Annotated in this window: 5 protein-coding genes; 3 read left to right on the top strand and 2 right to left on the bottom strand. The window is 76.3% G+C overall.

Features of this window, described 5'->3' with window-relative positions; translation table 11 throughout:
- Position 1: 1 nt before the first annotated feature.
- Positions 2 to 802 (top strand): MerR family transcriptional regulator, encoded by an 801-nt coding sequence (locus ACR9E3_RS12275; protein WP_460380566.1) that lies wholly within the window; start codon positions 2 to 4, stop codon positions 800 to 802.
- Here the strand turns inward: ACR9E3_RS12275 and ACR9E3_RS12270 are convergent, their stop codons facing one another.
- Positions 803 to 2,845 (bottom strand): ATP-dependent DNA helicase, encoded by a 2,043-nt coding sequence (locus tag ACR9E3_RS12270; protein WP_460380565.1) that lies wholly within the window; start codon positions 2,843 to 2,845, stop codon positions 803 to 805. It lies immediately after the preceding gene.
- 49 nt (positions 2,846 to 2,894) lie between these two features.
- Entirely contained in the window at positions 2,895 to 3,464 is a 570-nt protein-coding gene (locus ACR9E3_RS12265) for an isochorismatase family protein (RefSeq protein ID WP_460380564.1), read from the bottom strand.
- Between the two features lie 360 nt (positions 3,465 to 3,824).
- Here ACR9E3_RS12265 and ACR9E3_RS12260 point away from each other — a divergent pair, with 360 nt between their 5' ends.
- On the top strand, positions 3,825 to 15,374 hold the full coding sequence (locus tag ACR9E3_RS12260; RefSeq protein WP_460380563.1) for a hypothetical protein: 11,550 nt from the start codon (positions 3,825 to 3,827) through the stop codon (positions 15,372 to 15,374).
- A complete protein-coding gene (locus tag ACR9E3_RS12255) occupies positions 15,371 to 16,201 on the top strand; it encodes a class E sortase (protein WP_460380562.1) in 831 nt (276 codons plus the stop codon). The genes ACR9E3_RS12260 and ACR9E3_RS12255 overlap by 4 nt, the downstream gene beginning before the upstream one ends.
- Positions 16,202 to 16,203 lie beyond the last annotated feature (2 nt).

The following is a 16,203-nucleotide window of genomic DNA, read 5'->3' as shown; positions in this document are numbered from 1 at the left end:
CGTGACCGGGCGCATGACCATCGGCGAGTTCTCGCGGGTGACCCACCTGTCCGTGCGGACGCTGCGCCGCTACCACGACGCGGGTCTGCTGACGCCCGAGGCGGTCGACCCGCACACCGGCTACCGGTACTACGGCACCGACCAGGTCGCGACGGCCCAGGTGATCAGCCGGTTCCGCGCGCTCGACCTGCCGGTGGCCGAGGTCGCCGCGCTGGTCGGCACGACCGACGTCGAGGCCCGACACACCCTGCTCGCCGGTCACCTGCGCCGGCTGGAGGACCAGCTCGCCGCCACGCGCGACGCGGTCGGCGCCCTGCGCAGGCTCCTCGATCCCGAGCGCCCGCCCACGCCGATCACCCGTCGCGCCGAGCCGGACCGGCTCGTCGCCGCGGTCGTCGCGGACGTCGAGAGCACGCAGGTGGTCGCCTGGTACGGCGAGGCGATGGCCGAGCTCGACGCGGCGGGCCTCGTGCCGTCGGGCCCGCCCGGCGGGCTCTACGACGACGCCCTGTTCACCGGCGGCCGGGGCCGTGCCGTGGTCTACGTCCCCGACGCCGACCCGCCCGAGACGGGCGCCGTCCGGCCGTACGCGATCCCCGCCCGCGAGCTCGCGGTCGCCGTGCACGTCGGCGCCCACCACGACATCGACGTCACCTACGGCGAGCTCGGCGCCCACCTCGTCGAGAACGCGGTGGGCGTCGACGGGCCCGTGCAGGAGACCTACCTCGTCGGACCCCGCGACACCGACGACCCGACGCGGTGGCGCACCGAGATCGGCCGGCCGGTGTTCCGGACGGGCTGATCAGGCGTCCCGCAGCCGCTCCAGCGCCCCGCGCACGACCGCCGGGTCCTGCGTCGACCAGAACGGCGGCAGGGAACCGCGCAGGAACCCCCCGTACTGCTTGGTGGCGACGCGCGAATCGAGCAGGGCGACGACGCCGCGGTCGCCCGTCCCGCGCAGCAGCCGTCCCGCGCCCTGGGCGAGCAGCAGTGCGGCGTGGGTCGCCGACACCGTGAGGAACCCGTTGCCGCCCCGCGCGTCGACGGCGCGCTGACGGGCGGAGACCAGCGGGTCGTCGGGACGCGGGAACGGGATGCGGTCGATCATGACGAGCGACAGCGACTCGCCCGGCACGTCGACGCCCTGCCACAGCGACAGCGTCCCGAACAGCACGCTCTCCACGTCGGCGGCGAACTTCGTCACCAGCGTCCCGGTGCTGTCGTCGCCCTGGCAGAGCACCGTGCCGTCCCACCGGCCGCGCAGGTCCTCGGCGGCCTGCTTCGCTGCGCGCATCGACGAGAACAGCCCGAGCGCCCGTCCGCCCGCGGCCCGCACCAGGCCCTCGATCTCGTCGAGCATCGCGGGGGAGAGCCCGTCGCGCCCGGGCGGGGGCAGGTGGCGGGCGACGTAGAGGATGCCGGCCTTGCCGTGCGCGAACGGCGAACCGACGTCGAGGCCGTGCCAGACGAGGTTGGTCGCGGGGTCGTTGCCGTGGCCGGACCCGTCGTCGGGAGGAGCCGGCTCGGTGCCCCCGACGGGCAGCCCCCACTGCCGGGCGAGGGCGTCGAACGAGCCCCCGAGCGCGAGCGTCGCCGACGTCAGCACCACCGTGGAGTGCCCGAAGAGCCGCGACGCCAGGAGCCCGGCCACCGAGAGCGGGGCGACCGCCAGCGTGCGCGTCGTCGTCGAGTTCCGTTCGGTCACCGCCAGCCACACGACGTCCGGCCGCGTCGCCGGGTCCTCGCGGTCGAACGCGGTCAGCAGGCGCCCGGCGACGTCGTGCACCTCCTCGACGAGCGCCAGCGCGAACTTGCGGTTCGTCGCCTCGTCGTCACGGCCCTTCTCGCGATCGGGACCCAGCGCCTGGCGGCACGACCAGGACGCGTCGCGGATCGACGACAGCATCCGCCCGACGCCCTCGGGCATCCGCTCCCAGCGCCCGGGGACGGCGTCCTCGAGCACCGTGTCGAGGCCCTCGCCGGCGTCGAGCAGGGCGTCGGACAGTGCCTGGTCGACGAGCTTGCCGCAGCGCCGGGCGGCGGCGGTGACCGTCGCGGCGGTCAGCTCGCCGGTGGCCACCGACGTCACGCGGTCGACGAGGTTGTGGGCCTCGTCGACGACGACGACGTCGTGGTCCGGCAACACCGCGCGGCCCTCGATGGCGTCGATGGCGAGCATGGCGTGGTTGGTGACGACGATGTCGGCGGCGCCGGCGGCGTGGCGGGCGTGCTCGGAGAAGCAGTCCTCGGCGACGGGGCACCGCGCGGCGCCGAGGCACTCGCGGGCGCTGACCGATACTTGCCGCCACGCGCGGTCGGTGACGCCGGGGACGAGCTCGTCGCGGTCGCCGGTGCTCGTCTGCTCGGCCCACTCGTGCAGGCGCGTGACCTGGCGGCCGAGCGCCGAGACCTGGAACGGGTCGAACAGCTGCTCGTCGACGGGGTCCTCGGCCTGCGCGCTCGACTCGATCTTGTGGCGGCACAGGTAGTTGGCGCGGCCCTTGAGGATCGCGAACGACGGCGCGCGACCCAGCACCGGCTCGAGGGCCTTCGCCAGCCGCGGCAGGTCGCGGTCGACGAGCTGGGTCTGCAGCGCGATCGTGGCCGTCGCGACGATCACCGCCTGCTCGCCGGAGAGCGCGTGCCGCACCGCTGGCACCAGATAGGCCAGCGACTTGCCCGTGCCGGTGCCCGCCTGGACCGCGAGGTGCTCGCCCGTGCGCAGCGCGCGCTCGACCGCGGCGGCCATGTCCTGCTGTCCCTCGCGCTCGCTGCCGCCCAGCGCCGAGACCGCCGCCGCGAGCAGCTCCGCCACCGGGGGCGGCCCGGTGATCGTGTCTCCCACGACGGTTCAGACTACGGAGAAGCCCCCACGGTTCCCTCGCCGACGCGGCTCAGCGCGGCGTCCCGGTCAGCATGACGCCCGCGCCCGCCATCTCGGCCTGCGCGCGGGCGGTCGTCTCGGGCAGGACGCCGGCGGTGAGGTCGAGGAGCACGGTCGTGGCGAAGCCCTCGCGCGCCCCGTCGAGCGCCGTGGCGCGCACGCAGTGGTCGGTGGCGATCCCGACGATCTCGACGGCGTCGACACCGCGGTCCCGCAGCCACGGGGCCAGCAGCTGCCCATCCGTGGCCCGGCCCTCGAACGCCGAGTAGGCGGCCTCGAACCGACCCTTGGTGAACACCTCCTCGAGGTGCTTCACGTCGAGGCCGGGGTGGAACGCTGCGCCCGGGTGCCCGAGACGGCAGTGCGGCGGCCAGGTGTCGACGAAGTCGGGCGTCGAGGAGAAGTGGTCGCCCGGGTCTTCGTGGTAGTCCCGGCTCCCGACGACGTGGGCGTACCGGTCGACCGACGTCCCGAGATACGCGCTGATCGCCGACGCGGTCGCCGCCCCGCCGTCGACGCCCATCGAGCCGCCCTCGCAGAAGTCGAGCTGCACGTCCACCACGATCAGCGCCGTCGTCATGGCGCCGAGCCTACGAGTGATCGTGGGGCCTTTCCTGTCATCGAACGTCAGCGTGGACGCCAGGCTTGCACCACGCCGGCCGCCACGACCCACGAACAAGCGACAGCCCGGACGAACGACACTCCGCGCGACACGCCGGGCCCGGTGAACGGTCGCCGTCAACCGCGACACGCCCACTCGATCGTCGGTCGACCGTTCGTCGTGTGTCCACGATTTCTCGGCGCGGATATGCCACCCGGATCGGTGACGTGAGTGTCTGTCACTCACTCAGCCCTCCTAACGTCACTCACCGCAACAAGACGTCACGGACCGTGTCAGGTCCGGCGGGGTGCGGGGGGCAGTGTGCGGCGGTCGGCGGGTGTGGTCCTGCGGTTGGTGCTGGTGGTCGCCACCGCGTGCGCGGGGGTGTCGATCCCCGCGCTGCTGCCCGCGGCCGCGCCGCCGGCCGAGGCGGCGGTGCAGAGCCCGTTCAACGCCGTCTACAGCACCGAGCAGAACGGCGCGATCGCCCTGGTCGGCAACAGCTCCATGGACTGTCCGGCGAGCGCCAGCGGCTGCACCGCGGCGCGTGCCGGCACCGCCAGCGGCACCGCGCTGAACAACAACACCTACGGGATGCAGTTCGTCGACACCGACGGCGACTCCGCGACCGCGAACTCCTCCACGAGCACGCTCGCCATGCCCGCCGGGTCCGAGGTGCTCTACGCCCGTCTCGTGTGGGGCGCGCGGACCACGGCGGGCAGCGGCGGGACGGCGGCCGCCGGCAACACCGCGACGGTCAAGCTCAAGGCACCGGGGCAGAGCGCCTACAGCTCGCTGACCGGCTCGACGAAGGGCTTCTCGGCGACGACCCCGACCGCGACGGACGGGGCGCCCTACCAGGGTTCGCTCGACGTCACCGACACCGTGAAGGCCGCCGGCAACGGCGTCTACTCCGTCGGCGACATCGTGGGCGGCACCGGCCAGGACCGGTACGCGGGCTGGTCGCTGGTGGTGGCCTACCGGAACTCGTCGCTGCCGCTGCGCAACCTGACCGTCTTCGAGGGCTTCGCCGACGTCACCACGACCTCGACGGCCAACTCCACGGTCGACATCCCGATCTCGGGCTTCCTCACCCCGACCACCGGCAACGTCAACGCCTCGGTCGGCCTCGTCGCCTGGGAGGGCGACCAGGGCACCACCGGCGACGCGATGTCGCTGAACGGCACGACGCTCTCCGACGACACCCGCGCCACCAACAACTTCTTCGACTCGAAGATCAGTGACTCGGGGACGGATCTGTCCGGGCGATCACCGGGCTACCCGAACAACTTCGGTGTCGACGTCGGGCGGGTCTCGGCGAACAACGTCATCCCCAACGGCGCGACGTCGACGTCGCTGCGCCTGACGACCACGGGCGATTACTACTACCCGGGCATCGTCACCTCGCAGATCGACCTGTTCACGCCGTCGTTCACCGGGGTCAGCAAGACCGCCGTCGACGTCAACGGCAACAGCCCGGCCCAGCCCGGCGACACCCTCGAGTACACGGTCTCGATGACCAACACCGGGCTGGACTCGGCGGACAACGCGCTCGTCCGGGACGTCCTGCCGGCGAACGAGACCTACGTGCCGGGCAGCCTCGTGCGCACCGCGAACCCGGGCCAGACCGGCACCCTCGCGACCACCGACGCCGCGGGCGACGACGTCGGCGACTACACCTCCGGGGACAGAACCGTCCGGATGCGGATAGGGACGGGGTCCTCGCCCACCGCGGGCGGCACGGTCTCGCCCGGCGCGACGGCGACCTTCAAGTTCCGCGTGACGCTCGACCGGGCGGCGGCCGGCACGTCACCGGCCAACACGCCGCTGCTCGACTACAAGGCCCGCACGATCAACCGGAACTACACCTACGCGGGCACCACGGTCACGACGCCGGTCAGCGCGCTCGCGGACCTCCAGGCCACGAAGACCGGCAACCCGGGCTCCCAGGCCGCCGGCGGCACCGTCACCTACACCATCGGGGCCACCAACAACGGGCCGAACCCCACCGGCACGACGACCCTGGTCGACACGCTGCCCGCCGGGGTCACCTACCGCTCGGCCGCGGCGCCGGCCGGCACGACGTGCTCGGCCGCGGGCCAGACCGTCACGTGCGCCGGCGGCGCGCTGGGCGTGAACGCCGCGCTCACGGTGCCGATCACCGTCCAGGTCGCCCCCGGCGCGGCGTCGGGGGCGGTGACGAACTCGGTGCGGGTCTCCTCGGACACCGCCGACGACGTCAGCACCAACAACGTCGCCACGGCCGCCACCCAGGTCAGCCGCAACGCCGACCTCGGCGTCACCACCGCGATCACCCCGACCGCCGGCACCGCGGTGACGGCCGGGCGCAACGCCACCCTGACCAGCACGATCACCAACAACGGGCCGTCGACCGCCGAGAACGTCGTGCTGTCCACCCCGCTGCCGGCCGGGACGACGTTCGTCTCCGGGGCCGTCCCGGGCGGCACCTGCGCCCTCGCCGGCGGCACGGTGACGTGCACCCTCTCCGCGGCGCTCGCGCCGGGCGCCTCGGCCGCCGCGAGCATCGTCGTCGGGGTCGTCTCCAGCACCACCACCGCGACGCTGGGCAGCACGACCACGGTCTCCTCGGCGACCCCCGACGCGGTCGCGACCAACAACACGGCGACCGCCACGGTCCCGCTGGCCCAGCTCGCCGACATCCGCGTCGCCGCGTCCGGCCCGGCGACGATCGCCGCCGGTGGCCGGGTGACCTACACGGTCACCGTGACCAACGACGGGCCGTCCGACGCCCGCGAGGTCACCCTCACCGACACGACCCTGACCCGCCTGATCCCGGTGGACGTCGACACCACCTCCGGGACGTGCTCGCTGACCTCCAACCCGCCCGGGTGCCAGCTCGGGACGATCCCCGCCGGCGCCAGCACGCAGATCACGGCCGTCGCCGACGCCCCGGCCTCGCTGCCCGCGGGCCAGCAGGTGGCCAGCGCCCGTGCCGCGACCACGACACCGGAGTCGAGCACCACCAACAACGCGAGCTCGGTGACCAGCACGGTGAACCGGGTCTCGGACCTGTCGGTCACGCTGACCGGCAACGGGACCGCCACCGCCGGCACGTCGACCTCCTACGTCGTCGACGCCCGCAACGCCGGCCCGTCGGACGCGGCCGCGACCGTCGTCACGTCCACGCTGCCCGACGGCGTCGTCCCGCAGTCGGCCACCTTCCCGGGCGGCACCTGCACGATCGCCGGGCAGGCGGTGTCGTGTGCGATCGGCACGCTCGCGGTCAACCAGGACGTCCCGATCACCGTGACCGCCCAGGTGGCGCCCACCCGCCCGCCCGGCGCGGCGACCGTGACGGCCCGCATCACGAGCCAGAGCAGCGACCCGGTGCCGGGCAACGACGCCGCCGTGGCGACGCTCGGCGTCGACGCCTCCGCCGACCTCGCCGTCACCTCCGCCGTCGACCAGCCCTCCGTCGTCGCCGGCACGGAGGCCGCGTTCACCCTCACCGCGCGCAACAACGGGCCGTCGACCGCGCTGAGCGTGACGCTGGCGGACACGTTGCCGGCCGGTGTCACGGTGCTCGGCGCGACCGGCGGCACCTGCTCGGTGTCCGGCCGGCAGGCGACCTGCGGCGTCGGCGACCTCGCCCCGAACGCCACGGCCACGGTGACCGTGCGGGTCCGTGTCGACGCCTCCCGCGCGGCCGGGCCGCTGACCGACGCGGCGACGGTCGCCTCGAGCGCGCTGCCCGACCCCAGCCCGTCGAACAACGCGGCGTCGGCCGCCACGACGGTCGTGACGCGGGCCGACCTCACGGCCGTGGTGGTCTCCGCGCCGACCACCACCGTCGCCGGGGGCGACCCGGGGACCTACACGGTCCGGGTCACGAACAGGGGCCCGTCGGACGCCGGGACCGTGCTCGTCGTCGACGACCTGCCCGACGGACTCACCCCGGTCTCGGCCACCGTGAACGGGGCCGCCTGCACCGTCACCGCCTCACGCGTCACCTGCCCGGTCGGCACGCTCGCGCCCGGCGCCGCCGCCGACGTGGTGCTCGTGGCCCGCGCCGACGCCGACACGCCGCCGGGCCCGGTCACCCTCGCCATCACCGCCACCTCGCCGGTCCCCGACCCCAGCCCGGCCGACGCGCGGGCGACCGTGACCGTCCAGGTCACCGGGGCGGCGGACCTGGCCACCGCGATCGCCGCCGACCCCGGCTCGCTGAGCAACGGCGCGCTCGTCGCCGGGTCGCGCGCGACCTATCGCGTCACGACGACCAACAACGGCCCGTCGGACGCCGGCGGGGTCACCTCGACGGTCACGCTGCCGGCCGGCACGACCCCGGTCGCCGTCTCGCCCTCGGTGGGCCGCTGCACCGTCAGCGGCCAGCAGGTGCAGTGCACCCACGACGCGCTGCCCGCGGGCTCGGCCGCCACGACGACCCTCACCGTGGACGTGGCCGCGAACGCCGCCGGCCCCCTGACGCTGCAGGCGACGGCGGCGTCGCCGCTGACCGACCCGCAGCCGGCGAACAACCCGTCGGCCTCGACGCTGCCGGTGACCACCGCCGCCGACCTGCGCCTCGCGCTGGTCGGTGACCCCGAGCCCGTCCGCGCCGGCACCGCGGAGACCTACACCGCGCTGGTCACGAACAACGGCCCGTCCGACGCCACCGGCGTGACCTTCACGATGCCGCTGCCCGCCGGGTTCACCGTGGCCCCGAACGGGATCTCCTCGCCGCCGGGCACCACGTGCACCGCCGACGGGGGCGCGGTGAGCTGCACCCTCGGGACCGTCGCGGCCGGCACCACGGTGCCGGTGATCGTCAAGGCGCTGGTGCCGCCCGATCGCCCCGCCGGGCCGGTCGCGGCGACCGCGAGCGTCGGGTCGCCCACCGCAGACCCGACCCCGGCCGACCGCGCGGCGAGCACCACCACGACCGTCACCACGGCCGCCGACCTCGCCGTCACCCTCACGCCGCAGCGCGACACCGCCGAGGCCGGTCAGCCCGCGGGCTACGTGGCGTCGGTGGTGAACAACGGCCCGTCCGACGCCGTGGGCGCCGTGTCGCGGACCCCGGTCCCGGCCGGCACCACCGTGACCTCCGCGACCGCCAGCACCGGCACGTGCACGGTCGCGAGCGGCGAGATCGCCTGCGCGCTCGGGCGCCTCGCCCCCGGCGCGGTCTCCACCGTGCAGTTCACCCTCGGCCTCGACCCCGCGCAGACCGGTCCGCTCGGGGTGTCCACCGCCGTCGGCTCGTCGACGCCGGACCCGGTCGCGGCGAACGACACCGCGTCGGTGTCCCAGCCCGTCACCGCGCGGGCCGACATCGCGACGACGGTCGCCCTGACCGGTGGCCCGCCGGTGGCCGGGAAGCCCGTGACCTACCGCCTGACCACCACCAACAACGGGCCCGCCGTGGCCCCCGGGGTCGGGGCGACGAGCCGCCTGCCCGCGGGCACGACCCTGGTCTCCGCGACGCCCACGACCGGGTCGTGCACCCCGGGGCAGGGCCAGGTCTCCTGCACCTACGGCACGCTCGCGGTCGGGCAGTCGGCGAGCGTCGACATCACCGTGACGATCCCCGCCGACGCCGTCGGGACGCCGCTGACGACGAGCGGCACGTCCGGCAGCCGCCTGTCCGACCCGGACGCCGCGAACGACGCCGCCACGGCCACGACGCCCGTGACGGCCCAGGCCGACCTCGCCGTGGCCGTCACCGGGGTCGCCGGGACCCCGTCCGCGGGCCAGGAGGTCCGCTGGCAGGTCACGGTGGCGAACAACGGCCCGTCGCGCGCCACCGGCGTGACGCTCGCCGACCGCTCGCCTGCCGGTGTGCGGATCACCGGCGCCGAGCTCGCCGCCGGGGCCGGCACCTGCCGGCCCGCGGCCGACGCCGGGAGCACGGGCGTCGACTGCACGCTCGCCGACCTCGCCGCCGGCGCGACCACCGTCGTCACCGTCATCGGCACGGTCGACCCCGGCCTGACCACGGGCGAGGTGTCCACCCGGGCCACGGTCGCGACGACCGCGACCGACCCCGTGGCGGCGAACGACACCGCGGAGAGCGCCACCGCCACCGGCACCAGCGCCGACCTGCGGATCACCAGCAGCGTGGCGCCCGACCCGCTCGTGCCCGGCGGCCGGGCGACCTGGACGCTGCGCGCCGACAACCTCGGCCCCTCGACGGCCCGCGGGGTCGTCGTCACCGACACCCTCCCCGACGGCGTCGCGATCACCGCGGCGAGCCTCGACGGGCGCCCGTGCACCGTCAGCGGGCAGCGCGTCGAGTGCCCGCTCGGCGACCTCGGGCCCGGCGACGGCGCGACGGTGACCATCGAGGGCGGCCTCGCCCCGGACGTCCTCGCGCCCACGCTCGCCGACGACGCCGCGGTGCGCTCGGGCACGCCCGACCCCGACACCGCGAACAACGCCGCGAGCGGGCAGGGCGCGACCGGTCCGCGCGCCGGCGTCGGCGTCACCGTGGCACCGCCGCCCGCCCTCACCGCCGGCGCCCCCGCGACGTGGACCGTGACGGTCGCGAACGCCGGCCCGTCGACCGCGGGCGGCGTCGTCGCGACCGTGACCCTGCCGCCGTCGCTGACGAAGGTCACCGCGACCGTCGACGGGCGCACGTGCGACATCGGCGGCGGCACGGTGACGTGCCCGCTGGGCACGGTCGCCCCCGGCGCCCCGGTGGCCATCCGGATCGACGGCGTCGTCGACCCCGCCTCGACCGACCCCGAGGCGACGCTGACCGCGTCGGTCGCCACCGGGACCCCGGACCCCGACCCGGCCGACGACACCGCGACCACCACCACCCCGCAGGCGGCCGCCGCCGACCTGGGCGTGAGCACGGTCGTCGCGCCCGACCCGGGGGTGCCGGGCCGTCCGGTCACCTGGACCACGACGATCCGCAACCAGGGACCCTCGACCGCGCTCGCCGCGTCGCTCGCCGACGCCGTGCCCGACGGGCTCACCGGCGTGGTCGCCACGAGCAGCGCGGGCCCGTGCACCGTCGACGGGTCCACGGCCACGTGCGGGCTCGGTGACCTCGCGCCCGGCGCGACCGCCGTCGTCACCGTGACCGGCGTGCTCGACCCGGCGTACGCCGGCGGGCCGCTCACCCACACCGCGACGGCCTCGTCGTCGACGCCGGACCCGACCCCGGCGGACGACGCCGCGACGGTCACGACGCCGGTGACCCCGATCAGCGACCTGCGGGTCGCCACCGCGGTGACCTCGCCGTCGCCGACGGCCGGCACCCCGGTGGACATCGACGCCGACGTCACCAACGCCGGGCCGTCGACCGCGGACGCCGCGGTGGTCGAGCTGACGGTGCCGGCGGACATCGTCCCCGACAGCGGCTCGGTGACCACGTCCCAGGGCAGCTGCACGCTGGCCGGGACGCTGGTGCGCTGCGAGCTGGGGGCGGTGCCCGCCGGCACGACCGTGCGGGTGTCGCTGCGCGGCACGCTGCGCTCCGACGCGACGACGGTCGCGGTCACCGCCACGGCGACGAGCCCGACACCGGACGCCGACACGAGCGACAACCAGGCCACCGCGTCGTCGACGGTGGGCGACACCGCCGACGTGGCGGTGACCCTCGCGCCGCCGGTCGACGTCGTCGCGGGGCAGCCGGTGTCCCTCCCGCTCACGGTGACCAACGGCGGGCCGTCCGACGCCCGCGAGACGGTGGTCCGCGTCGACGTGCCGTCCGGGTTCACCGACCTCACGGTGTCCGGCCCAGGGGTCCCGCCGGGGACGTGCGCTGTGTCGGGCGCGCAGCTCGTCTGCCCGCTGGGCACCGTCCCGGCCGGGACGCGGATCGACGCGACGGTGACCGGCCGGGTCGACCCGGCCGCCGAACCCGGCCCTCGGACCTACGCCGCGAGCGTGTCGACCGCGTCGAGCGACCCCGACCTGCGCAACAACACCGCCCCGGCGACGACGGACGTGCGGGCGAGCGCCGACCTGCGCGTCGCCGCCGTGGTCGAGCCCACACCGCTGGTGCCGGGGCGCCCGGCGGCGGCGACGGTCACCGTCGCCAACGGCGGGCCCTCGAGCGCGGGCGGCACGGTCACCGTGACGCTGCCCGACGGCGTCGACCTCGCGGCGCCGCCGACGGTGAACGGCGTGGCCTGCCGCGTCGTGGGCCGCACGGTCTCCTGTGACGTGCCGGCGCTGGCCCCGGGCGCGTCGCTGCCGATCGAGCTCCCGCTCGCCGTCGGCGCCGGCCTCGCCGGGCCGTCGGTCCCGCTGAGCGCGCAGGTCACCTCGGGCGTGCCCGACCCGGACCCGGCCGACGGCTCCGTCACCCTCGACGTCGCCGTCGCCCCGCAGGCGGATCTCGCCCTCGCCCTGAGCGGCCCCGCCACGGCCGTCGCCGGGCAGCCGGTGCAGTACACGGCGACCGTCGTCGACAACGGCCCGTCGCTCGCGGACGACGTCGTGGTCACCCAGGAACTGCCCGCCGGGCTCGAGGGGGTCGCGGTCAGCACGTCCCAGGGCACCTGCACCGTCGCCGGGCAGACGCTGACCTGCCGGTTGGGTGCGGTCGGGCCGGGCTCCGCGGTGCGGGTGGTCGTCACGGCCGCCGGCACGCTGACGGCCGACGCCGCCGGGACGATCACGTCGACGGCGTCGCTGCAGTCGCCGACGCCGGAGGCTCCGGGCGCGCCCGACGACCGCCGCGCCACGGTCTCGACGGCCGTGTCGACCTCGGCCGACGTCGCGGTCTCGGTGGCCGGGCCGACCGCCCCGGTGCCCGGGGCCGTGACCTACACGGTCGGGCTGCGCAACGACGGGCCCTCGACGGCCCGCGACGTCGCGCTGCGCCTCGGCCTGCCCGCCGGGCTCGGCGGCGTCGCGATCGTCGCCCCGCCGGGGGTCGTCTGCGACCAGGCCGCTCTGACCTGCGCCGTCGGCGACCTGCGACCCGGGCCCGACGGGGCGATCACCGTCACGGTGACCGGGCAGCTGCCGTCCACGGCGACCGGCCCGGTCGCGGCCTCCGCCGCGGCCACCTCGTCCACGCCCGATCCCGACCCCGGCAACAACACGGGGACCACGGGCGGGACGGCCGTGCCGGGCGCCGACATCGCGGTCGCCCAGACCGTCGCGCCGGACCCGCTGGTCGCCGGCGGTCCCGTCACGTGGACCGTGCGGGTGACCAACACCGGGCCGTCGGCCGCGACCGGCGTGGTCGTCGACGACACCGTGCCGGCGGGGGTCACGGACGTGACGTTCCGCGGGCCCGCCGGGGTCACGTGCGCCGGTGCGCGCTGCACGATCCCGGCGCTCGCGCCCGGCGCGGAGAACGCCGTGGAGCTGGTGCTCACCGGCACCCTCGCCCCTGGCACGACGGGGCAGGTGGAGAACACCGTCGCGGCGGCCTCGCCGACCCCCGATCCGGTCACCGACGACAACCGCAGCGTCCTCGCGACGCCGGTGACGGGCTCGGCCGACCTGGCCACGGCGATCGTCGGCCCGAGCGGGCCGGTGACCGCGGGCACCCCGTTCGCCTACCAGGTGTCGGTGGCCACGCGGGGCCCGTCGACGGCGGACGACGTGGTGGTCAGCCTGCCGAACCCGCCCGGCGTGCTCATCACCGCCGCGCGCCCGTCGCAGGGCACCTGCGAGGTCGAGGCCGGCACGCTGGTCTGCCGCCTGGGCGACGTCGCCCCCGGCGTCACGCCGACGATCGAGGTCGCGGCGACCGCCGACCCCTCCGGCACGACGGGCGCGAGCCCGGCGACCGTGGCGGTGAGCTCCTCGACGCCGGACCCGACGCCCGGGGACACGACGGCGTCGACCACGACGACGATCGTGCGCTCGGCGGGGCTGGCGATCACGAGCGTGGTCTCGCCGTCGCCGCTGGTGCCGGGCCGGGCCGCCGTCTACACGCTGACGGTGACCAACGGCGGGCCGTCCACGGCGAGCGACGTGGCGGTCGCCGACCGGCTCCCGGCCGGGCTGCGCGGCAAGCAGCCGATCACCACGGCCGGGACCTGCACGCTCGAGGGCGACCTCGCCCGCTGCGCGCTGGGTGACCTCGCGCCCGGGGCGACCGTGACGATCCAGGTCCCCGTGACGGTGGACCCGGCCGCCGCGCCGGACACCGTCACGAACACCGCCACGGTGACGTCGTCGACGCCCGACCCCGACCTCACCGACAACACCACCACGCAGGCCGGGGCGACGGCTCCGGTGGCGGACCTGGGCGTCACGACGGTGGCGGACACGCCCTCCGCGGCGCCCGGGCAGCAGGCGTCGTGGACGACGACCGTGGCCAACGCGGGCCCGTCGGCGGCGGTCGGGGCGTACGTCGACCTGGTCGTGCCTGCCGGGCTCACCGACGTCTCGGTCCAGGCGCCCGCCGGGGTGACGTGCGGGCCGGTGGACAACGGGCGGGTGACGTGCGACCTGGGTGGCCTCGCGCCGGGCGTGTCGGTCCCGCTGACCGTGCGCGGCTCCCTCGCCCCGAACGCCACCGCGGCGCCGGTGCTCGGCGTCGCGGCCGGCGCGGCGGGCTCCGCCGACCCGGACCCCTCGAACAACGCCGGGTCGACGACCGTCGCGCTGGACGGACGGTCGGACCTGACGCTGGCGAAGCGCGCGGTGACTCCGGTCGTCGCGGGCACCGACGTCACGTGGGAGCTGACCGTGCGCAACGCCGGCCCCGCCCCCGCGGTGGCGCCGGTGCTGACCGACCGGCTGCCGGCCGGGGTGAGCGCGGTCCGGACGGACCTGGGGTCGGGTGGCTCCGGTGGCGACGACGGCTGTGACGTCACCGCCGGTGTCGTGCGCTGTCCGCTGGCCGACCTGCCCGCCGGGCAGGAGCGGACCGTGCGGATCACCGCGGCCGTCGACTCGGGCCCCGGGGCGACGAGGCTGGCCAACGGCGCCACGGTGACCTCGTCCACCCCGGACCCGGCCTTCGGGGACAACGAGGCCTCGACGTCCGACGCCATCGGGCGGCAGGCGGCGCTGTCGGTGACCAAGACCGCCGACCGCGACGACGTGCCGGTCGGGGAGACGATCACCTGGACCGTCACGGCGCGCAACGACGGGCCGTCCGCGGCCACCGGCGTCACGGTGACCGACGACCTGCCGGGACGCGGCGTGCAGGACCCGTCGGATCCGTCGGGTCCCGAGGCGACCGTGCAGGTCGTCAGTGCGGGCAGCCCGGCGTTCGACGCCCGCCGCGGGGTGTGGACGATCGGCACGCTGGCGGTGGGGGAGACCCGCACCCTGGTGTTCAGCGCCCGTGTCGTGACGCCGGGCGACCTCACCAACACCGTCGCGATCGCCCCGGACGGGGACCAGGTCTCGGCGCCGGGGACGGGCACACTGCCGCCCTGCCCGCCGGGCCGGCCGTTCGCGCCGTGCGCGCCGGGCGGTCCCGGGGGTCCTGGCGGTCCTGGTGGGCCTGGTGGGCCTGGTGGGCCTGGTGGGCCTGGTGGGCCTGGTGGGCCTGGTGGGCCTGGTGGGCCCGGTGGGCCTGGTGGGCCTGGTGGGCCTGGTGGGCCTGGTGGGCCTGGTGGGCCCGGTGGGCCCGGTGGTCCTGGCGGTCCTGGCGGTTCTGGCGGTCCTGGCGGTGACGGCTCGGGCGCCGCGCCCGGGACCGGGACGGGGTCGTCGGGCGACGGGAGCGCGTCGAGCGGATCCAGCTCCTCGAGCGGCTCCTCGAGCGGCTCCTCGAGCGACGCCGGGGCGGCGAGCGGGACGACCGCCGCGGCCGGGGCGACTGCGCCCGCGCCGAGCATCACCCCACCGGGTGGGTGGCTGGCCTACACCGGCGTGTGGGTGCTGCCGATCCTGATCACGGGGCTGGTGCTCGTGGGCGGCGGTGTCGGGCTGCTGCTGATCGCGCGGCGCCGGAGGGGGAGGCAGGCATGACGGAGCAGACCACCGAGGAGGTCCGGGCCACCGCGCCCGTGGCCCGGCCACCGGATCCGACGACCCGGCGGCTGCGGTGGGCCGGGGAGATCCTGGTGACGCTCGGCGTCGTCCTCGTGCTGTTCGTGGTCTACGAGGTGTGGGTGACGAACTGGCTCACCGAGGACCGCCAGCAGGCCGCGTCGCAGCAGCTCGCCCAGCAGTGGGCCGGGGCGCCGCCCGCGACGTCGTCGACCCCCGGACCCGTGGCGACGCCCCCCGCGGCCGAGGGGGCGCCGACCGCCCGGCTGACGATCCCGTCGCTCGGCCCCGGCCACTCCTGGGTGGTGGTCGAGGGCACGACGCAGGACGACCTGCGCACCGGCCCCGGGCACTACCAGGGCTCGGCCCAGCCCGGCCTCCCCGGCAACTTCGCGGTCGCCGGGCACCGGGTCGGGCGCGGGGCGCCGTTCAACGACCTCGGGGAGCTCGCGTCGTGCGCGCCGCTCGTCGTCGAGACGGCGCAGGGGTGGGCGGTCTACCGGGTGCTGCCGCACGCCGAGGAGGTCGCGGGCTGGGCCACCGGGCGCGGCCGCGATCCGCGGTGCCAGGGCCTCGCGCCGATCGACGGGGCGCCCGGGCAGGAGATCGTCTCGCCGCGCGAGGTCGGCGTGATCGCGCCGGTGCCGCATCGCCCGGGTGCGCCCGCCGTCGCCCCGATGATCACCCTGACGACCTGTCACCCCAAGTTCTCGGCCCGTCAGCGGCTGGTCGTGCACGGGGTGCTCGACCGGTTCGTGCCCCGGGTCCCCGGCGGAGGGGCGCCGCCCGAGCTCGCGGCGCGCTGAGG

The organism is Actinomycetospora sp. C-140, from assembly GCF_054796175.1.
The sequence above is the reverse complement of the archived record's forward strand: the minus strand, read 5'-3'. Positions and strand labels throughout refer to the sequence as shown.